The 18,665-nt window shown below is 72.3% G+C and carries 14 protein-coding genes; 7 read left to right on the top strand and 7 right to left on the bottom strand.

The window, feature by feature from the left end:
• Positions 1-54 precede the first annotated feature (54 nt).
• Complete coding sequence (locus ACQ1X7_RS11045) at positions 55-813, top strand: SDR family NAD(P)-dependent oxidoreductase (RefSeq protein WP_432478238.1); 759 nt, start codon at positions 55-57, stop codon at positions 811-813.
• Here the strand turns inward: ACQ1X7_RS11045 and ACQ1X7_RS11050 are convergent.
• Positions 785-2,473, bottom strand: coding sequence for a type II CAAX endopeptidase family protein (locus ACQ1X7_RS11050; RefSeq protein WP_432478239.1), 1,689 nt, complete (start codon positions 2,471-2,473; stop codon positions 785-787). The genes ACQ1X7_RS11045 and ACQ1X7_RS11050 overlap by 29 nt on opposite strands.
• Before the next feature lie 269 nt (positions 2,474-2,742).
• On the opposite strand from ACQ1X7_RS11050, the gene ACQ1X7_RS11055 reads away from it, so the two are divergent.
• Entirely contained in the window at positions 2,743-5,058 is a 2,316-nt protein-coding gene (locus tag ACQ1X7_RS11055) for an ATP-binding protein (protein ID WP_432478240.1), read from the top strand.
• Positions 5,059-5,093: 35 nt separating this feature from the next.
• Here ACQ1X7_RS11055 and ACQ1X7_RS11060 read toward each other — a convergent pair whose 3' ends face one another.
• Positions 5,094-5,324: a hypothetical protein gene (locus ACQ1X7_RS11060; RefSeq protein ID WP_432478241.1), complete on the bottom strand. Its 231-nt coding sequence runs from the start codon at positions 5,322-5,324 to the stop codon at positions 5,094-5,096.
• 44 nt (positions 5,325-5,368) lie between these two features.
• On the opposite strand from ACQ1X7_RS11060, the gene ACQ1X7_RS11065 reads away from it, so the two are divergent.
• Positions 5,369-5,671: a putative quinol monooxygenase gene (locus ACQ1X7_RS11065; RefSeq protein WP_432478242.1), complete on the top strand. Its 303-nt coding sequence runs from the start codon at positions 5,369-5,371 to the stop codon at positions 5,669-5,671.
• A gap of 43 nt (positions 5,672-5,714) precedes the next feature.
• Here ACQ1X7_RS11065 and ACQ1X7_RS11070 read toward each other — a convergent pair whose 3' ends face one another.
• Complete coding sequence (locus ACQ1X7_RS11070; protein WP_432478243.1) at positions 5,715-6,278, bottom strand: GNAT family N-acetyltransferase; 564 nt, start codon at positions 6,276-6,278, stop codon at positions 5,715-5,717.
• 650 nt (positions 6,279-6,928) lie between these two features.
• Here ACQ1X7_RS11070 and ACQ1X7_RS11075 point away from each other — a divergent pair.
• Together ACQ1X7_RS11075 and ACQ1X7_RS11080 are read left to right on the top strand one after the other, a co-directional pair.
• Positions 6,929-7,366 (top strand): hypothetical protein, encoded by a 438-nt coding sequence (locus ACQ1X7_RS11075; RefSeq protein WP_432478244.1) that lies wholly within the window; start codon positions 6,929-6,931, stop codon positions 7,364-7,366.
• Between the two features lie 109 nt (positions 7,367-7,475).
• On the top strand, positions 7,476-8,783 hold the full coding sequence (locus ACQ1X7_RS11080; RefSeq protein ID WP_432478245.1) for a DUF222 domain-containing protein: 1,308 nt from the start codon (positions 7,476-7,478) through the stop codon (positions 8,781-8,783).
• 18 nt (positions 8,784-8,801) lie between these two features.
• Here ACQ1X7_RS11080 and ACQ1X7_RS11085 read toward each other — a convergent pair whose 3' ends face one another.
• The 4 genes from ACQ1X7_RS11085 to ACQ1X7_RS11100 form a co-directional block, all read right to left on the bottom strand.
• The gene (locus tag ACQ1X7_RS11085; protein WP_432478246.1) at positions 8,802-12,323 is read right to left on the bottom strand and encodes a heterodisulfide reductase-related iron-sulfur binding cluster; all 3,522 of its coding nucleotides are present in this window, start codon (positions 12,321-12,323) and stop codon (positions 8,802-8,804) included.
• Between the two features lie 135 nt (positions 12,324-12,458).
• Positions 12,459-14,972 (bottom strand): hypothetical protein, encoded by a 2,514-nt coding sequence (locus ACQ1X7_RS11090; protein ID WP_432478247.1) that lies wholly within the window; start codon positions 14,970-14,972, stop codon positions 12,459-12,461.
• A gap of 51 nt (positions 14,973-15,023) precedes the next feature.
• Positions 15,024-15,785, bottom strand: coding sequence for an IclR family transcriptional regulator (locus ACQ1X7_RS11095; RefSeq protein ID WP_432478248.1), 762 nt, complete (start codon positions 15,783-15,785; stop codon positions 15,024-15,026).
• Positions 15,786-16,136: 351 nt separating this feature from the next.
• The gene (locus tag ACQ1X7_RS11100) at positions 16,137-16,589 is read right to left on the bottom strand and encodes a hypothetical protein (RefSeq protein WP_432478249.1); all 453 of its coding nucleotides are present in this window, start codon (positions 16,587-16,589) and stop codon (positions 16,137-16,139) included.
• Positions 16,590-16,713: 124 nt separating this feature from the next.
• On the opposite strand from ACQ1X7_RS11100, the gene ACQ1X7_RS11105 reads away from it, so the two are divergent.
• Both ACQ1X7_RS11105 and ACQ1X7_RS11110 read left to right on the top strand, forming a co-directional pair.
• Complete coding sequence (locus ACQ1X7_RS11105; RefSeq protein ID WP_432478250.1) at positions 16,714-17,310, top strand: LuxR C-terminal-related transcriptional regulator; 597 nt, start codon at positions 16,714-16,716, stop codon at positions 17,308-17,310.
• Positions 17,311-17,377: 67 nt separating this feature from the next.
• Positions 17,378-18,640 (top strand): vanadium-dependent haloperoxidase, encoded by a 1,263-nt coding sequence (locus ACQ1X7_RS11110; RefSeq protein ID WP_432478251.1) that lies wholly within the window; start codon positions 17,378-17,380, stop codon positions 18,638-18,640.
• Positions 18,641-18,665 lie beyond the last annotated feature (25 nt).

The following is an 18,665-nucleotide window of genomic DNA, read 5'->3' on the forward strand; positions in this document are numbered from 1 at the left end:
ACCCTGCCTGTCCCTTCGCAGGCTCAGGGCCAGGGGCTCGGGCAGGATGGGGTCATGACCCCTGACTCCCGGGCCGTCCTCGTCACCGGGGCCTCGCGTGGCATCGGTGCCGCGATCGCCCGAGGCTTCGCCGACCGCGGAGACCGGGTCGCGGTCCACCACGGCTCGTCCGGTGACCGCGCCCGGTCGGTCCGAGACGCGCTGCCGGGAGGCGGGCACGTCGTCGTCCAGGCGGACCTCGCCGACCCCGAGGCGGTCCGCGCCTGCGTCGACTCCGCCGCCGACCAGCTCGGCGGGCTCGACGTGCTGGTCAACAACGCCGGCGTCTTCCTGGCGCACCCGCCCCTCGAGACGTCCTGGGAGGACTGGCAGGCCGCGTGGGCGCGCACGCTCGCGACGAACCTGGTCGGCGCGGCCAGCGCGACGTACGCCGCGATCCCGCACCTGCGGGCTGCCGGTGGCGGCGCGGTCGTCAACGTGTCGAGCCGGGGGGCGTTCCGCGGCGAGCCGAACAACCCTGCCTACGCCGCCTCGAAGGCCGGCCTCAACGCGTTCGGCCAGTCGATGGCGCTGGTCCTGGCGCCGCACGGGATCTCGGTCGGCACGGTGGCACCCGGGTTCGTGCAGACCGAGATGGCCCGTCCGGTGCTGGAGGGTGCGAGCGGCGACGCCGTCCGCGCCCAGTCGCCGTACGGCCGGATCGCGCGGCCGGAGGAGGTCGCCGCCGCAGTGCTGTGGCTGGCCTCACCCGAGGCTGCGTTCTCGACCGGCACGATCATCGACGTCAACGGGGCGTCGTACCTGCGGAGCTGAGTCCCGCCTCCGACCGCACCGACCTCCGCGCTGTTGCTCGCGCGAGCGGAATGCCCAGAGCCGCGACGAGGCCGAGGCCGACGATGCTCTGCCACGTCCCGTCGACGACCGTCAGCGAACCACTGGAGTTGAAGGAGGCGTGCATCACCGCGACGGCGAGCACGCTGCCGCCGGTCCGGACCAGGAGCAGGCCCGCCAAGAGCCGGAAGACGACGGCCACCACGAACAGCACTGCGACGTTGACGGCGACGACCGTCACGGACGGGTGGTCGACGAACGCCAGTGGCAGGTGGATGGCCGCGAACGGCAACGCGGTGAGCGCAGCCCCCTTCAGCCAGCCGTGCCGCTGCGCGAGCCGGGTCTGGACGAATCCGGCCCAGGCAGTCTCCTCCCACAGGTTGAACAGCAGGGTGCCCGTCAACAACGTCGCCACCAGGTAGCCGACGACCATCGCGCCCCGACTTTCGCCGGGGAGGACGGCGGTGCCGGTCACCGCCGCCACCGCCAGCGTCCCCGCGGGGAGCGCCAGCAGCGCTGCGGCCGCTACGCCCCAGCCGATCCGCCACCGGAACGCGGCCGACAGCAGGCTGCGGACGCCAGCCCGGCCGTCGACGAAGGCGGTGACGAGCAGGGCCGACCCGAGGAGACCTCCGAAGTCGGCCGCCAGCAGGAAGGGCTCCATCGGCAGTTCCAGGGCGACCGCGGTGCCCAGCACTCCCCACCCGATGCTCAGCGCGAGGGTCAGAAAACACGCCACCGGGTGTCGCGCGAGCGTGCGGTCGCGGGGGGTCGTGGGACGTGGGCTGCGTGCCGGGTGAGTTCTCGGGGTGCCGTCGCGCATCCGAAGGGCAGCCACGAGCCCGGCCATCAGCCACAGCGCAGCGGCGATCCCCCACACCAGCTCACGGTCACGTGTGGGGAAGAGCTGGACCGCAGCGGCGGTGGTGGTGTTGACCACGGCATGGAACACGACGGCCAGGAGAAGGCTGCCCTCGGTGCGCAGGTACACCCACGTCATCACGAACGTCATCCCCACCACGGCCAGCGCCCAGGGTGCGCCGTACTGGTCGGGCTTGTGGAAGATCCAGGGCAGGTGGAACGCCATCCACATCGGGGCGAGGAGCAGGCTGGCCACGATCGGGCCGTGACGGCGCAGCAGCGTGGGCAGGACGAACCCGCGCCAACCGAGCTCCTCTCCCAGCGGTCCACCCACCACCAGGAGCAAAGGGAGGGTGACGAGGGCAACGGCGCCCGCCGACGCGACATCCTCCCACTCCGGGACGGGCGCACCCGCGACGATGGCGGCCGTCGCTGCGGTCACCCCGATCAGGACGGGCAGCAGCAGGACCAGCCACCAGCGGCCGAGGCGTACGTGCGCCAGTGAGCGGAGCAGCTGTCCGGCGGCGCCACGTCCGAGCAGCCAGAGCACGAGGAGCACGGCCGCGATGGACGGTCCGACCGGGACCATCAGCGCGGCGTCCGGCTGGGTCGCGAGGTCGCTGATCGGCCACGGCCACCAGGAGAGGCCGTAGGCCAGGACCAGGAAGAGCAGGAGCTGGCCTGTGGTCGAACGAGGACGCCGTCGGGCCGGCGTGGACTGAATCGAGGGCGGCAGGATGGTTGCCGTGGCCGGGTGGACGGTCAGGTCGTGGTGGATCATCGCAAGGTGCTCCTTCAATGACGTGGTGGTGGGCGCCGTCGGCTGGTGCTGCACAGCGGTGTCACCTCCTGGCCTGTCGCGGAGGGCCGCCAGCAGGGCGGCCGCGCGTCGCATCAGGGCTACGATCGGCTGACACCACGGTCACCCCTCCGCCTCGTTCTGCACCACGGACAGCGGCCCACACACCACCCACACACCGCCCGGCGCACGTGTCCACGGAGGTGGTGGGAGCGAGGGGCGACCCGGTGAGCACGGGAGGGAAGGGACCCATGTCCTTTGGCGAGCTGCTCAGGCAGCTGCGTCTCGCCGCGGGGCTCACCCAGGAGGTGCTCGCCGAGCGCTCCGGGCTCAGTGTCAACGGGATCAGTTCGCTCGAGCGCGGCATTCGGACCAGTCCCCATCCGCACACCGTCCGGGCACTGGCGGGCGGCCTCGGCCTGGACGACGAGCAACTAGCGCAGCTCGTCGCGGCCAGCACTGCGTCCGCCTCTGTCGGCCGCGCCGACGACACGGCCCGCGCGTTGCCCACGCTACGCAGGACCCTCGTCGGCCGGACAGCCGACCTCGTCGCGCTGGACGAGCTGCTGAAGAACCCGGACCGTCGACTGGTCACCCTGACCGGACCGCCCGGCGTCGGAAAGACCCGGCTGGCGGTCGAGGCTGCTCGCCAGGCCGCACCGCAGTTCGACGGGGGTATCACGTTCGTCGACCTCACACTGATCGACGACCCGCGGGTGCTGCGGCCGGTGATCACGGCGGCGCTCGACGCGGAGCGCCGTACCGGTCGTCGCCTTGCCGTGCTCGACAACTTCGAGCACCTGTTGGACCAGACGATGGTGGTCACCGACGTACTGGCCGCGGAAGGCGGACTCACGGTGCTGGCGACCAGCCGAGCCCGGCTACGGTTGCGGGACGAGCTGGAGTACCAGGTCGCCCCCCTGACCGTGCCGAGGCCGGAGAACGCCGCGACAGTGGAGCAGCTGGAGTCATCGCCCGCTGCCCGGCTGTTCCTGCAACGTTCGAGCGTGGCCCGTCCGGCGTTCCGGATCACGCCAGCAGACGTCGCCGACGTGGCGGAGATCTGCCGACGGCTGGGTGGGCTACCACTTGCGGTCGAGCTGGCGGCGGCCAAGGTCCGGCTGCTGGAGCCCGCGGAGTTGCTACGCCATCTCGACGAGGCCCTCGATGCCGAAGGACCGCGTGACCTGCCGGATCGCCAGCACTCCCTGACGTCCACGCTCGATTGGAGCCTGCGCCTGGTGGAGACCGAGGCGCAGGACCTGCTCGCCCGGCTGTCGGTCTGTGCTGGTGGCTTCACCCTGGACGCGGCGATCGCACTCCGGCCCACCGGTATCGATCAGGGCCGCGTGCTTCGGCCTGTCGAGGCGCTGGTCGAGCACTCGTTGGTCACCGTCGTCGAGGACCCTTCGCGGCCGCTCCACTACCGACTCCTCGAACCGGTGCGCCAGTACGCCGGCGGCCTGCTGGCCGAGTGCGGCGGTGTCGACGAGGCGCGCGAGGCGCACGCTGCGTACTTTCTCGTCTACGCCGAGAGTGGTGCGCCGGAGCTGAACGGACCGGACCGGGTGCAGTGGCTCGAGCGCGCCGAATGGGAGACGGCCAACTTCCGTGCCGCGATCCGCTGGCTGCTCGGCACGCACGACGGCGAACGGGCTGCGCGCCTGGCCTGGGCCCTGTGGCAGCCGTGGTGGAACCTCGGACAGTACGACGAGGGCAGACGAACCATCGAGGCGGTCCTGGCGCTGGACGTGCCGTCGACCTGGCGCGGCCGGGCGCTCGTGGTGCACGCCTCGCTCTGCGACGCCCTGGGGGATCGCGAGCAGGCCCTGGCCTCCTGGACAGAAGCGCTCGAGCTCGCCCGCGCCGAGGAAGATCCCGTCGGGCAGGCCTACGGGCTGGCGGGCCTGGCACTGGTGGCCATGCCTCGGGACCCGCGGCGGGCCACGCACCTGCTCGAGGCCGCGATCCCGCTCGCCGAGTCCGTCGGGGAGCGGTGGCTGCACGCACTGTGCCTGATCTGGCTCGGGTCGTTGACCAGCTTGGCGGGATCGACGCGGGAGGCGCGGCGGCTGCTGGAACGGGCGCTGCAGTCCACCCGAGCACGGGACGACCGGATGATCACGTGCGTGGCGTTGATCAACCTCGCGCAGGTGTCACTGGCGGAGGGCAACGTCGACGAGTGTGAGGCCCACCTGGTCGAGTGCGTCGACATCACGGTCGGAATGCACACGCACGTGAACATGGAGATCTGCTTGGCACTCCTCGCCGTGACCGCTGCGGAACGGCACGAGTGGCGTACGTCGGCCACCCTGCTCGGCGCCGCGGAGCGGATGCGCGAGCTGCTCGGTGCGCCGATCCACGACTCCTACCTCGTCGACCTTGGCCTGTTGGACCGCGCGGCGACCAGGGTCCGGCAGGCGCTCGGGGCCGAGAGCTACGAGGAAGCCCGACGACGGGGCGCGCTGGTGGACCTTGACGCTGCCGCTGAACTCGTTGCAGCGTCAGTTGAGCATCAGGAGGGCACCGCCCGCACAGGCGTCGCGGAGAACGTCGTACCTGAGTAACCGGCCGGCGCAGGCACTCGTCGTACGTGGAGGAGTCAGTCGTGAGCGTTGCGCGGGTCGAGCAGCAGGCGCAGCGCGAGGAACGTGGCGAGCATGGCCGCGAAGGCGACGACGTAGCCCCACGTGTCGGCGCTCTCCCCCCACGGCAGCGGCAGCAGCACCAGACTCTGGCAGCTCGTCGCACCGTCCTCGGAGCTCGAGCAGACCACCGGCAGCAGCGCGACCAGCACCGCGATCGCTCCCAGCCACGGCACCACCCTGCGCATGGGAGGAGGGTACGGCGAGCGATCCCTGGCCCTAGTCTCGGTCCATGACGTTCGCGAACGCCGGAACCCTGGGCAGCGCACCGGGCCAGAGGGACGCGCTGGTGGCTCACCTGACCCAGCGAAGTGACGTGCTGCAGGAGCTGGGCTGCCTCGCCTACGAGGTCGGCGTCAACGACGAGCAGCCGGACACGGTCTTCGTGGTCGAGCTGTGGACGAGCTCGGAGGCCCATCAGGCGTCGCTGCAGCGACCCGAGGTGCAGAGCTCCATCGCCGCAGCCCGTCCCCTCCTGTCCGGAGAGTTCGGTGGCTTCTCGTTCGACGTCGTCGGCTCCCCACTGCGCGACTGAGGCCTGCCTGGCGCGTGCTGTCGATCCTCCGGGCCGGAACGGGCTAGGACGACGGCTGCCACTCCCGCCTGAGCAGGCCGTGGACCCACGAGCTGGAGACGTCGCCGTTCACCACGCAGTCCTCCCGCAATGTTCCCTCACGCACGAACCCGAGCTTCTCCAGCACGCGAGCAGACGACACGTTGCGGGTGTCGGTCTCGGCCTGGACCCGGTTCAGGTCCAGCGTGGCGAAGGCCCACCGCAGCACGACGCGCGCGGCCTCCGTCGCGTAGCCCTGGCCCCACGCCGCCTCCGTGAAGCAGTACCCCAGGGACGCGCTGCGGTGGTCCGGACTCCACTCGCTCAGGTGGCACCAGCCGATGAACGCCCCGTCAGAGACCCGATCCACGGCCAGCCGCGCCCCGGTGCCCTGCTCGGCCATCCGCCGGCAGGCCGTGATGAACCTCTCGGCCCGGGCGGACTCCTCCCACGGGGCCGAGTCCCAGTAACGCAGCACGTCGGCACTGCTCTGCAGTGCGAAGAGGTCGTCTGCGTCCGCGTCGACGAAGGGGCGCAACCGGAGCCGATCGGTGTGCAGAGTGGGGGTGGGCAGCGCCGTGGGCGTCATGGTCTCTCCCGCGATTCGGTGGTGGGCCCACCCCAGCTCCGATGCCGGCCGCGCGCAACGGGTTTCCGTCGCGCGAACCCCGCGTGGCTGGTCAGGAGAGACCAGGGTCGCGCCGTTGCCGGGAGCGCACGATCACGAACCTCACTCCGCAGCGCGGGCAGGTACGGACGTCGCCGTCGTCCATCGCCTGCCCGCACCAGCAGCTCCGACGCCGATCCACGCACGCCAGCGTCCGGCCCTGGCCCGGTGTTGTGGTGGCGGTGACCATCGTGCTGCTCCTTCGTCGCTGTCCGGTGCTGTGCTCCGCCAGCCTGGCCGCGACACCCGCACGGCACATGGGCCGGCTACCTCAGATGTGGGGCGGCGGGCCTCAGATGAGGTGCGGTCGGCAGGGACACTCCGCAGTGCTGGGCCTTCGGCTACACCTCGACCGCTCTCGCCACAGGTCCTGGTCCCTCCTCGGCAACCGACACCTCCTGCTGTGCGCGCGAACGAGTGGCCGAAGGAGTGCGGGCAGCGCGCCCTCCTGAGCGTCCAGTCCGTGGCCGTGAGGCGTCGGAAGGGACTTCTGAGGCCGCCTCCCGATGTGCGGCGCCGCCACGCACACCGAGGATCCGGTCCCTCGGATGTCGGACACCAGGTCCGGATCCATGGACGAGGAGCACACGATGTTCGCACTCAAGAAGCTCATCCCGGCCGTGCTCGGCGCCGTCGGCACGGCGGGACTGGTCGCCGTCTCGCTCGCGCCGGCGGGGACGGCCACGGCCTCGGCGGGTCCCACCTGTCAGCTCACCGTCCACTCCAACAAGGTCCTCAACCTCGAGGACAACGGAGTGGACGACGAGATCTTCTTCAAGCTCGGGACCAGCCGGACGCCGGTGCGGCAGTACGCGCAGAACCAGCGACGCAACAACATCGGCTCGGAGACCTTCCAGGGAACGATCGACCTGAAGGTCTTCGAGCGGGACGCCGGGAACCTCACCCGGGTGGACACCCTGAACAACATCCCGTGCGCCAACACGCCCCTCGAGGTCGACGACCTCACCGACGGGGACGGGATCTACCGGGTGCGGTGGAGCGTGTCCTGAGGCTGCCGTCCGGGCACCGCGCGTTGATCGGCGTCGACGACCTGGAATCCCTTGTGGACAAAGGGTTTTCGCGTCCCTCGGTGTCAGTGGCAGGTGCTTGGATCAGGTCATGGCGATCACCCCGTTCCCGCAGCCGACACCGGCCGGTGTCGTGGGCGGGGCGTGCGTGGAGATCGGTGGACTGCAGGAGGCGCTGTGGTCGGCGCGGCCCGACGAGGAGCTGGTGGCGGGCGTGGAGGAGCTGCAGCGGCTCCGGGCCGCCTCGGCCGCGTTGGAGGCCTCCCTCCTCGCCGAGCTCGACGCCCGGGAGGTCCCGCGGCGCCGGCTGGGGTGGGGGTCGACGTCCGACTGGTACACCCACGTGGCCGGCACCACCCGGCGTCAGGGGAAGCGGACCGTCGAGCACGCCCGGGCCCTCGTGTCCGAGCGCACGCAGACGTGGCAGGCCCTGCGCGACGGCGAGGTGTCCCCGGACCAGGCGGACGTGATCGTGGCGGCCGTCGAGCGCCTCCCCCTCGCCCCTCACGTCCGGCGCCGTGGTGAGGTGGCGCTGCTCGAGGAGGCCGGGCGGCTCAACGCCACCGACCTGCACCGCGCCGGTCGTCACCTGGCCACGGTGGTCGACCCCGACCGCGACGAGCGCGAGGCCGAGAAGGCACTGGACCGGGAGGACCGCGCCGCCCACCTCGGCCGGTTCCTGACCATCAGCGACGATGGCTGTGGCGGCATCCGGCTGCGCGGCCACGGCACGGTCGAGGACGGCGCCACCCTGCGCGCCGCGCTGCTGCCCCTCACCAAGCCGGTGCCCACCGTTGATCCGGAGACCTGCGCGGAGATGCCCGACGCCCGCGACCACGGTGCCCGGACCTGGGACGCCCTGGTCGGCATCGCCCAGCACGCCCTCGACTCCGGGCTGCCGCCCTCCAGTCACGGCACCCGGCCGCGGCTCGCGGTCACCGTCGACCACGCCACCCTGCACGGCGGCACCGGGGGCGTCGGCACCACCGACGACGGCCTCGAGCTGGCCGGCTCCGCGGTCCGCCGCCTGGCCTGTGACTGCGACCTGGTGCGGGTGCTGCTCGACGCCGAGGGCTGCGTGCTCGACGTCGGCCGTGACCACCGCCTGGTCACCCCCGCCATCTGGTCCGCCCTGGTCGCCCGCGACCACCACTGCGCCTTCCCCGGCTGCACCCGTCCACCGCTGATGTGCCACGCCCACCACATCCGCCACTGGATCGAGGGCGGGGTGACCGCTCTCGACAACCTGGTCCTGCTGTGCGGCCACCACCACCGCACTCTCCACAACACGCCGTGGCAGGTCCGACTCGCCACCGACCGCCGACCCGAGTTCCTCCCACCACCCAAGGCCGGTCGTCCCGCCCCGCACTGGACCCGGTCTCGGCCGCGCCAGGAGTAGGGGCTGAGCGTCGTCCGCTCAGATGTCGAAGAGCGAGCCCTTCTCGTTGACGTCCACGTCCGTCTTCGGCGTGTGGGCATCGCCCGTGGACGAGGCTGGGGGCTCCTGCTCGTCCTGCTCTGCCTGCTCGTTCTCGGCAGCCTGCTCGACCTCGTCGCCCACCTCGTCCTCCTGGGGCGCGGCGGCCTCGGGTGAGGCCTCGCTCGGCGAGTCCGCGTCGGACGTCGCCTCCGCCTCCTCGTCCGACGCCGCGGCGGTCGCTGCTGCGCTGACCGCTGCTGGATCGGGCCGGCCGGAGCCGGAGGCGGCGGGCGATTCCTCCGTGTCCTCTGCAGCGGGCTCTGGGTCCTGCTCGACCTCGGGCTCTCGCGGCGCCTCCGCAGATGCGGTGGTCTCCGGGGCGGGCGTCCCCACCGCCTCGGGCGCCGCGATGTCGAACAGCGAACCGCCCTCCGGGATGGCCGAGGTGGGTGCTGCGGGGGACTCCGTCTCCGGGGTGGTTTCGAGACGGGCCTGGCGGCCCTCCTCGACCACCGGTTCGTCGGTCTGGTCCGGCTTCTCGTCCGTGGCAGAAGGCTCGGCTTCGGGTTCGGCGGGTGCGGAGATGTCGAAGAGGGACCCGCCCTCGGGGATGCTCGAGGTGGGTGCTGCGGGGGACTCCGTCTCCGGGGTGGTTTCGAGACGGGCCTGGCGGCCCTCCTCGACCACCGGTTCGTCGGTCTGGTCCGGCTTCTCGTCCGTGGCAGAAGGCTCGGCTTCGGGTTCGGCGGGTGCGGAGATGTCGAAGAGGGACCCGCCCTCGGGGATGCTCGAGGTGGGTGCTGCGGGGGGCTCCGTCTCCGGGGTGGTTTCGAGACGGGCCTGGCGGCCCTCCTCGACCACCGACCCATCTTCGGCGTCTGCCGTCTCCGGGGTCGGCTCGTCGCCGCCGAGGTCGAACAGGGAACCTCCGCTGCCCAGGTCGGGCTCCTCGGCCTTCGTCGCAGCAGGCTCGGTCTCGGTTTCGGCCTCGGTCGGCCCGGCGTCGGCACTCGGCTCGTCGCCGCCGAGGTCGAAGAGCGAACCGCCGGACGACGCGGGCTCGGCCGCCTTCGCCTCCTCCGGCACCGACTTCTCCGGCGAGGCGGTCTCGGGCTCGTCGCCGCCGACGTCGAACAACGACGAGCCACCGCTGGCCTTGGCGGCGGGACCGGCGTCCGCGGTGTCGGTGACCGTCCCCTCGGTCTGGGTCACGTCGCCGGCCTCCGGCTCGGCCTTCGTCGCGTCGTCCTCACGGGTGAGGGTCGCGGTCGCCGTACCTGCGGCAGCCGCCCCCTCACCGGACGAGGAAGCCTTGGCGGAGGCGCCGGCGGCAGCCTTCTTCTGCCGGGTCGCGGGCTCGCCCTTCACCGAGGCCAGCAGCATCTGGGCGACGTCGAGGACCTCGACCTCCTCGCGGGCGTCGCCGGAGTCCTGCATCGCCGTCAGCCCGTCGGAGAGCATCACCCGGCAGAACGGGCAGCCCACCGCGATCTGGTCGGCGCCGGTGCCGACCGCCTCGGTGGTGCGGTTGAGGTTGATCCGCTCGCCGATCGTCTCCTCCATCCACATCCGGGCACCGCCGGCGCCGCAGCAGAAGGACCGCTCGGAGTTGCGCTCCATCTCGACGAACTCGGCGCCGGGCATGACCTGGAGCAGCTCGCGCGGCGGCTCGTAGACCTGGTTGTGGCGGCCGATGTAGCACGGGTCGTGGTAGGTGATCGAGCGCTTCGCCGCGCCCGCGCCGTCCTTGACCGGCGTCAGCTTCCCCTCGCGCACGAGGCGGTTCAGCAGCTGGGTGTGGTGGACGACCTCGAGCTCGATGCCGAGCTCCTTGTACTCGTTCTTGAGCGTGTTGAAGCAGTGGGCGCAGGTCGAGACGACCTTCTTGACCTTGAACTCCTGGAACGTCTCGACGTTCTGCTGCGCGAGGCCCTGGAACACGAACTCGTTGCCCGCACGACGGGCGGAGTCACCGGTGCAGGTCTCGCCCTTGCCGAGGACACCGAACGAGACGCCGGCGATGTTCAGCAGCTCCGCGACCGCGCGGGTGGTCTTCTTGGCGCGGTCCTCGTACGCCCCGGCGCAGCCGACCCAGAAGAGCCAGTCGACCGACTCCAGCGACTCGAGGTCCTCGCCGACGACGGGCACGTCGAAGTCGAGGCCCTGCGCCCAGTCCATCCGCATGTTCGGGGAGAGGTTCCACGGGTTGCCCTTGGACTCCATGCCCTTGAACAGCTGGTTGAGCTCGGCGGGGAACGTCGACTCGACGAGCACCTGGTAGCGGCGCATGTCGACGATGTGGTCGACGTGCTCGATGTCGACGGGGCACTGCTGGACGCAGGCGCCGCAGGTGACGCACGACCACAGCACGTCGGGGTCGATCACCCCGCCGCCGGTCGGGTGCCACGCCTCGCCCTCGGTCGCGCCGACCAGCGCCCGCTCGACCTCTGCCGCGAGCTCGGGGTCGGCCTCGAGCATCGTGTCCCGCTGGGCCTGGTCGGCCTGGAGGTAGGAACCGATGTGGAACGCGTGGTCCCGCATGTTCATGATCAGCATCTTCGGCGAGAGCGGCTTCTCGGTGTTCCAAGCCGGGCACTGGTCCTGGCAGCGGCCGCACTCGGTGCAGGTGGCGAAGTCGAGCATCCCCTTCCAGGAGAAGTCCTCGATCGAGCCGATGCCGAGCCGGGTGTCCTCGTCCATGTCCTCGAGGTCGTCGAGCGTGACCGCCTTGCCGCCCGACGTGAGCGGCCTGGCGGCGCCGAGCGCGACCGGCTGGCGCTTGAAGAGCACGTTGAACGGCGCCACGAAGATGTGCAGGTGCTTGCTGTTGAGCACGATCACCAGGAACACCAGCATCACGCCGATGTGGAGCAGCAGGCCGACCCCCTCGAGCACGTGCAGCGTGTCCTCGGACAGGCCGTCGAGGAGGTTGCCGACGCCCACCGAGACGAAGGCGCCGCTGTCGTAGGGCAGGTTGCCCAGCGCGGAGGCGGCCCCGCGGAACAGGAACATCGTCCAGATGACGTTGAAGATCATGAACAGGACCAGCCACGCACCACCGAGGTGCGACCCGGAGAACCGGGACCGCCGGCCCAGCCGCTCCGGCGCGTTCCTCAGCCGGATCTGCGCGAACACGACGAGCCCGACCAGCGCGAGCACGGCGATCAGGTCCTGGGCGAAGCCGAGGACCTCCCAGCGGCCGATCAGCGGGATGGCGAAGTCGTCGGGGCCGAGCAGCACGCCGTACGCCTCGAGGTAGACGCTCCCGAGGATGATGAAGGCCCACATCACGAACGCGTGGGCGGTGCCCGGGACGGTCCACTTGAGCAGCTTGCGCTGCCCGAACACCTCGACCAGCTGGGTCTTCACCGCCTGGCCCACGCGACCGGTCACGCCCTCGACCCGCCCGGGGTCGGGCTGGCCGCTCCTGATCAAGCGGTAGAGCCACGCCACCCGGAGCGCCGCGACGGGCAGCAGCGCCAGGTTGAGCATGAGGCCGACGATCAGGACCCAGTTCACAACGTCTCCTCGGGGGCAGGCGGTGACGGCGAGTGCGTCGCGCCGAGACTACGACCCGCAGGCGGTCGCGGTCAGCGGCGGTGACGTGTGAGAAACGCTACTCCCGGGTAATAAGTCGCTCCGCGACGGGTCGCGTCACGCCCGGCGTACGTCGGCCACCCGGCCGGACGCGGTCAGCCCGACGACCATCCGCACCTCGGGGTCCTCGGCCGCCCGGGCGCAGTAGGTGTAGCTCAGGTCCCGGCGCAGGTAGGGCTGGCCGACCGCCGCCATCACCGCGCGGCCGCCCATCCTGCGCCGGACGAGCGAGCGGAACCGGGTGGGGGTGACCCGCAGGTCCGGGTTGCGGCACGGGTCGGGGGCGATGCCCTGGGCCCGCTCCCAGGTCTGGAGGTAGGCCTCGGCCCCGCGCGCCATGTCGGTCGCGATCGCGGAGCCCTCACCCGACTGCTGCTCGGCGACCAGCCGGAGGTCCTCGATCCAGTCGGGGTAGAGGCCGTACTGCGCGACGCCGTCGACGTTGAGGTCGTAGACCCGCCGGCCGGCGTGCTGCTGGTGGACGGTCACCCCGCCGAGTCCCTCGAACGGGTAGGTCACGGGGTTGGGGACGTCGGCGCCGCGGGGGTCGCCCTGGGCGCCGAGCCCGTTCATGTCGGCGCCGTAGCCGATGCCGAAGTAGTAGCGCGGGTCGGCCCACTCCACGTGCCGCCTCCACTTCTCGACGAACCCGGTCGAGTCGCCGGCGTACGGCGCCACGAAGCCGCCCAGCTCGTAGATCCGCGGGTAGGCGTCGGGCGTCGACCACGAGTGGCTCGACAGCACTCCCGAGTAGCCCATCTCCTCGACCTGGTCGAGGGCGGCGTCGCGGGCGGCCACGCTCATGTGGTCGGGGTCGAAGAGCATCTTCCGCCGGGCGAGCCCGTCGATGACGTGCTCGCCGAGCGTGGTGAGGCCGCGCTGGTTGCAGTGCGCGGGACGCGGGTAGACCGGGAGGTCGGTGCCGAGCGTGCCGAACACCTTCCCGATCGCGCCGAACAGCGCGTCCTGCTGGTCGGCGGAGATCTCCGGCGCCGCGAGCTGCTCGCGGTCGTGGGCGCCGGGGGTCCCGGGCTCGCAGTGCTCCATGTCCCAGTAGCTGCCGGTCTCGAGGAAGTTGGCGCTGTTGACGACCACGCCGGTCTCGCCGGTGTCGCCGGCCACCCCGGAGAGCGCGTTGTCGAACTTGTTGACCAGCTCCATCTGGCGCACCCCGAGGGCGTGCACCTCGTCGAGCTGGCGGTCGATCTCGGCGGCGTCGCAGGCGGCCCGGTCGCCCGTGGGGCCGGCGCGGAAGGTGCAGCCGAAGGGCACGCTCGTCTCGATGCCCATGACGACCGCGAGCTTGCCCTGGTTGATCACCCGTCGGGCCTGCCACGGGTCGGTGACGATCCGGTACCAGCCCTCACCGGGCCCGCCCCACTGCGCGTCGACGTAGTCCTGCAGCTCGTACATCCGCTGCGCCTGCAGCCTCACCGAGTCCATGTCGTCGCAGGAGTTCTTCGAGACGGGGGTGCCGTCGGGACCGAAGGGGTAGAGCCGGCACAGCTGGTTGTTCTCGACGAGCAGGTTGACGAAGAGCCGCTGCCCTCCGCGCCAGGAACGCTCCATCCACCTGTAGTAGGTGCCCTCGTGGGTCAGCGAGTCCGGCGCGGGCCAGTCCGTGAACGTCGGCCAGCCGACCGGGTCGTGGATGGGCCGACCCGAGAGCGCGGCCTCGAGCGGGTTGGTGCCGGCCTGGTGGTCCTCGCAGTCGACGAGCGCGTACGGCGCCCCGAACCGGTCCCACGGCTTGCCGCAGTGGGCGCCACCGCCCAGGAACTCGAAGGCCATGCCGTGGGTGTGCGCGTCGACGTACCCGCGCACCTCCTGGTACGGCGAGACGCCGGCGAACGGGTCGCCGGAGACGTTGACCTGCGACTCGGGGTAGCGGGAGCAGCCGTCGGCACGGGTCGGCCGGAAGGAGGTCCGCCCGCCGACCCGGAGCGTCGTGCCGTCGTGGTCGAAGGCGATCCGGGCGCCCTGGTCGCGGGCCGCCCAGACGGTGTCGTCGCCGGGCTCCGCGGCCCGGTCGCCCGACGCGCTCACGAGGCGCCGGTCGGTGTCGTGGAGCAGGTACCGGCCGAGGTCGGTCGCCTGGAAGAAGAGGGGCTCGCCGCCGTCGACGAGGGTGTAGCAGCCGCCGGCCAGGTCGTAGCGGTCCGCCGGGTGGAGCGCGCGGGGCTCGCGCAGGGGCACGGTCGTCAGCTCCGGCTCCGGCGTCCGCCGCCCGGCCGCGACCGAGGCCGCGTGGGTCGCCTTCTCCGCGGCGCTGGTCGGGTCCCCGGCCCCGGCGTCCCCGCTGCGGGAGAGGGCGTTCTTGGTCGTGGGGTCGGAGTGGTCGTGCCCGTGACCATCGGCGCTCCGGGCGGCACCGGCGTGCCGGTGCGGACGTCGCTCCGCGTCGGCGGCCTCGGCGGCCGAGCGGCGGGCGTCCGCCGTGTAGCCGGACACCAGGTCGCCCTCCCGCGCCCCCGCGGAGGTCGAGACCAGGGCGCCGGCGACGAGGGTGCCGGCCACGGCCACGGTCGCGACGAGACGGCGGACGGGACGCGGGGCGTCGGTGTCCGTCACGGTGACCTCCCGGTAGCTGACGCGAGGCCCAACGAGCGAGTCGGCTCCGGGTCACCGTGGGGGGCGGTGGCCTCCCAGGCGACGGGTCAGCAGCGCGGCGGTACGCCGCACCGCGTCGGCGTACGGCTCGGGACCGGTCTCGCGGACCTCGACCGTGACCGCGACCCCGGCGACGGGGAAGCCCGTGTGGTCGAGGACGGCGGCCGCGACACTGGCGAAGCCGGGGGTGACGTCGCCGTCCTCGGTCGCGAAGCCGCGCTGCCGGGTCTCGGCGAGCACGGCCCGCAGGGCGCTCGGCGAGGCGGGACCGGTGCCGTGGCGCAACGTGAACGCCTCCCGGCCGGGGTAGAGCGCCCGGACCTGCGCCGCGGGCAGGGCGGCGAGCACCGCCCGCCCCGTCGCGGTCAGGTGGGCCGGCAGCCGGACGCCGACGTCGGTCACCAGGCTCGGGCGGCCGGGTGCACGCTCCTCGATCAGGTAGAGCACGTCGCTGCCGTGCAGCACGGCGAGGTGGGCGTTCTGCCCGGACTCGTCGCACAGGTCGGCGAGCGGGCGGCGCGCGATCCTGGCCAGCGGCGCCTGCCGCGCGTAGCCGCCACCGACCTCGTGGGCCGCCGGCCCCAGCCCGTAGCGCGCCTCGCCGGCGAGGTGGACCACGAAGCCCTCGTCGACCATCACCCGCAGCAGGTGGTACGCCGTGCTCCGCGGCAGGTCGCACGCGCGCATGATCATCTCGAGCGGTGCGGCCTCGGGGCGGCTCGCCAGGAACCGGAGCACCCGCAGCGTGCGGGTGGCCGCCGGCACCTGGCTCATGGCCGCATGCTCCCACTCACCGCCTTCCGGCCGTGGTCGTGGTGACCGACGCAGGGCCGGCGGCAGTTGCGGTGACCGACGCCGGGCCGGCGGCAGTTGCGGTGACCGACGCCGGAGGTCGGCAGTTGCGGTGACCGACGCCGGACCGGCGGCAGTTGCGGTGACCGACGCCGGGCCGGCGGCAGTTGCGGTGACCGACGCCGGGCCGGCGGCAGTTGCGGTGACCGACGCCGGGCCGGCAGCAGTTGCGGTGACCGACGCCGGAGGTCGAGGTGCGAGGAGCGCCAGCGACGAGCCTCGAGACCCGCCGAGCGTGACAGGGCGGGAACCACCCTGTCTGCTCGCGGGACGTCAGGCGCGGTGGGTGCCGCCGCTCCCCGGCTGCTCCCGGGTGGTCTCCGTGGGCTCGCGGCTCTCGGCGGGAGGCGGGACCTCGCCCGCCTCGGTCGCCTCGGGCTGGTAGTCCGGCGACCGGTGGTCGACGTCGGGGTCGAGCCGGTCGGCCTCGCGCACCCGGTCCTCGACCTGTGCCCGCTCCTGCACGTGTCCCTGCCGGGCCTGGGCGGCCTCCCGCTCGGCGCGCTCGGCCTCGGCGCGCTTGCGGGCAGCCTCCGCCTCGGCCTCCCGCGCCCGTAGGTCGCTCTCCTGCAGTCCGCCCGCGTGGGCCTGGGCGTCGTCCCGCAGGCCGGCGGCGGCGCGGCGACGCTGCTCCACCCGCCGCTTGCGCATCACGGCGAGCAGTCCTGCGACAGCCAGCACGACGACGACGATGACGAGGATCCAGACCAGCGTTCCGGTCTCCATGCGCTCCACCTCCGTGGGTCTCGACCGCCCAACGTAGGGCGGTGACTGCCCGGTGGCGCTCACCCGCAGGGGTGGCGCCACGATCGGAGGCGCGGCTACCGTCGAAGGTCGGGGGGAGGGGGCCATGGTCGATCTGGTGCTCGGCGACGCCGACCAGCGGGCGCTCCGGTCGCTCCTCCAGGTGGAGCCAGCCCGCGGCGTACCGGTTCCGCCCGCGTCGGTGCTGCGGTCCGTGCTGACCCTGGTCCGCGGCGACGCCATCGAGGTGACGGTGCTCGACCGGTCCGGCGAGGTCGTCGACGAGAGCGGGGTGCCTCCCCTCGACGGCCACGGTCATCCCGAGGCCCTCGACTCGATGGAGCTCGGCTGGAACGTCGGGGGCGGCTACGCCGCCCGGCTGCACGTGGACCGGACGCACGGCCGGTTCGGTGAGCGGGACGCCGCGATGCTGCGCCTGGTGACTCCGGTGCTCGTCCGCCTGCTCCGGGGCGGTGCCGCCCCCGTCCCGGACAGCCTCACGGCGCAGGAGCGTCGCGTGCTCGGCCTGGTGGCCGAGGGGCGTTCCAACGACGAGATCGCGGTGGTGCTGGGCGTCTCGTGCAGCACCGTCCGCAAGCACCTGGAGCACGCCTACCGCAAGCTCGGCGTCCACAGCCGGCTGGCCGCCGTGATGGTCCTCGAGGAGGAGGCGAACGGCGACCGGTCCGAAGAATTCGCCTGATGGCGAATGGCCCGCGGGACCCCGCCGTGCGAACACTGGGAGGAACAGCTCAGGGGGAGGGGTTGCCATGCGCCCACGCCACGTCCGTCTCGTTCTCGGCACCGTCCTGGTGGCCACCCCGGCCGCCCTGCTGGTCAGTCCCGGCGTGGCGACCGGCAGAGCGGCGGCCACCGACGACGCGTCGGTGATCCTGGACTGGGAGCGCACGGCGTTCCTCACGGTCTACGGAGATCCGCCTCCTCCGCTGCCGGAGCCGCAGCCGGCGCCCCGCACACCGATCCCGGTGGGCGTCCTCTACCTGGCCTTCACGTCGTTGGCGATGAACGACGCGGTCGAGATGACCAGGCACGAGCACGCGTCGCCGACCGCTGCCGCGGCCACCGCCGCGCACGACGTCCTCGTGGAGTACTACCCCGACTCGGCTCCCGACCTCGACGCGCGGCTCGACGAGAGCCTGGAGGGGGTCCAGGACGGCCGGGCCGAGGACAGGGGCGTCGTGATCGGGGCACGGGCCGCCGCAGAGATGATCGACAGCCGGGCCGACGACGGCCGCGGCGACACGTCGATCGTGTACTCCAAGCCGATGGAGCCAGGCTATTGGCAGCCGCCCGCGACCCCGCCTCCCGGGAACATGCTGGCGCCCTGGCTCGGCTCGGTCGAGCCGGTGGTGCTGAAGAGGCTCGTGCGGCTCGACGGCCCGGACCGCCTCCGGAGCAAGGCCTACGCACGTGACTACAACGAGGTGCTCGAGCTGGGATCCGCGGACTCGACGGAGCGGACGCCCTTCCAGACGGAGACGGCCGTGTTCTACAACTCCAACTCCGCGATCATGGTCGGTGAGGCCGTCGTCGACCTGCTCGAGCAGGACCCGATGAGCCTGCGCAGCACGGCGCTGCTGTTCGCACGGATGCACGGTTCGATGGCCGACTCGGTCATCAAGGCGTGGCAGCTCAAGCGCGACGTCGGGTTCTGGCGTCCGTTCCAGGCGATCGCGGGGTGGGACACCGACGGCAACCCGGGCACGGGGCCATGGCCCACGCCCTGGGTGCCGCTGATCGCGAACCCGCCGTACTCCGACTACGTGAGCGGCCACGCCAGCCTCACCGCTCCCGCCGTCCAGACGGTGCGGATGATGCTGGGTGAGGACACTGCGCTGACGCTGCACTCCTACAGCCTGGACACGAACCGTTCCTACGACGACCTGTCGACGATCGAGCACGAGGCGTTCCACGCGCGGATCTGGGGCGGCCTGCACTTCCGGGACGCCATGGAGGACGGGTACGCGCTGGGTCACCGGACGGCCCGGAAGGTCGGGAACAGGATCCGCTGACTCGTCTGGGATCCGAGACGGGGGC

Origin of the sequence: Nocardioides sp. GXQ0305 (genome assembly GCF_050880345.1) — a bacterium.
GTDB lineage: Bacteria > Actinomycetota > Actinomycetes > Propionibacteriales > Nocardioidaceae > Nocardioides.

Bases quoted from the DNA above. Each gene is read 5' to 3' on its own strand.
- ACQ1X7_RS11080 (WP_432478245.1), top strand. From the start codon at position 7,476: ATGGCGATCACCCCGTTCCCGCAGCCGACACCGGCCGGTGTCGTGGGC.
- ACQ1X7_RS11065 (WP_432478242.1), top strand. From the start codon at position 5,369: ATGACGTTCGCGAACGCCGGAACCCTGGGCAGCGCACCGGGCCAGAGG.
- ACQ1X7_RS11050 (WP_432478239.1), bottom strand. From the start codon at position 2,473: ATGATCCACCACGACCTGACCGTCCACCCGGCCACGGCAACCATCCTG.
- ACQ1X7_RS11045 (WP_432478238.1), top strand. From the start codon at position 55: ATGACCCCTGACTCCCGGGCCGTCCTCGTCACCGGGGCCTCGCGTGGC.
- ACQ1X7_RS11095 (WP_432478248.1), bottom strand. From the start codon at position 15,785: ATGAGCCAGGTGCCGGCGGCCACCCGCACGCTGCGGGTGCTCCGGTTC.
- ACQ1X7_RS11055 (WP_432478240.1), top strand. From the start codon at position 2,743: ATGTCCTTTGGCGAGCTGCTCAGGCAGCTGCGTCTCGCCGCGGGGCTC.
- ACQ1X7_RS11060 (WP_432478241.1), bottom strand. From the start codon at position 5,324: ATGCGCAGGGTGGTGCCGTGGCTGGGAGCGATCGCGGTGCTGGTCGCG.
- ACQ1X7_RS11100 (WP_432478249.1), bottom strand. From the start codon at position 16,589: ATGGAGACCGGAACGCTGGTCTGGATCCTCGTCATCGTCGTCGTCGTG.
- ACQ1X7_RS11105 (WP_432478250.1), top strand. From the start codon at position 16,714: ATGGTCGATCTGGTGCTCGGCGACGCCGACCAGCGGGCGCTCCGGTCG.
- ACQ1X7_RS11075 (WP_432478244.1), top strand. From the start codon at position 6,929: ATGGACGAGGAGCACACGATGTTCGCACTCAAGAAGCTCATCCCGGCC.
- ACQ1X7_RS11070 (WP_432478243.1), bottom strand. From the start codon at position 6,278: ATGACGCCCACGGCGCTGCCCACCCCCACTCTGCACACCGATCGGCTC.
- ACQ1X7_RS11110 (WP_432478251.1), top strand. From the start codon at position 17,378: ATGCGCCCACGCCACGTCCGTCTCGTTCTCGGCACCGTCCTGGTGGCC.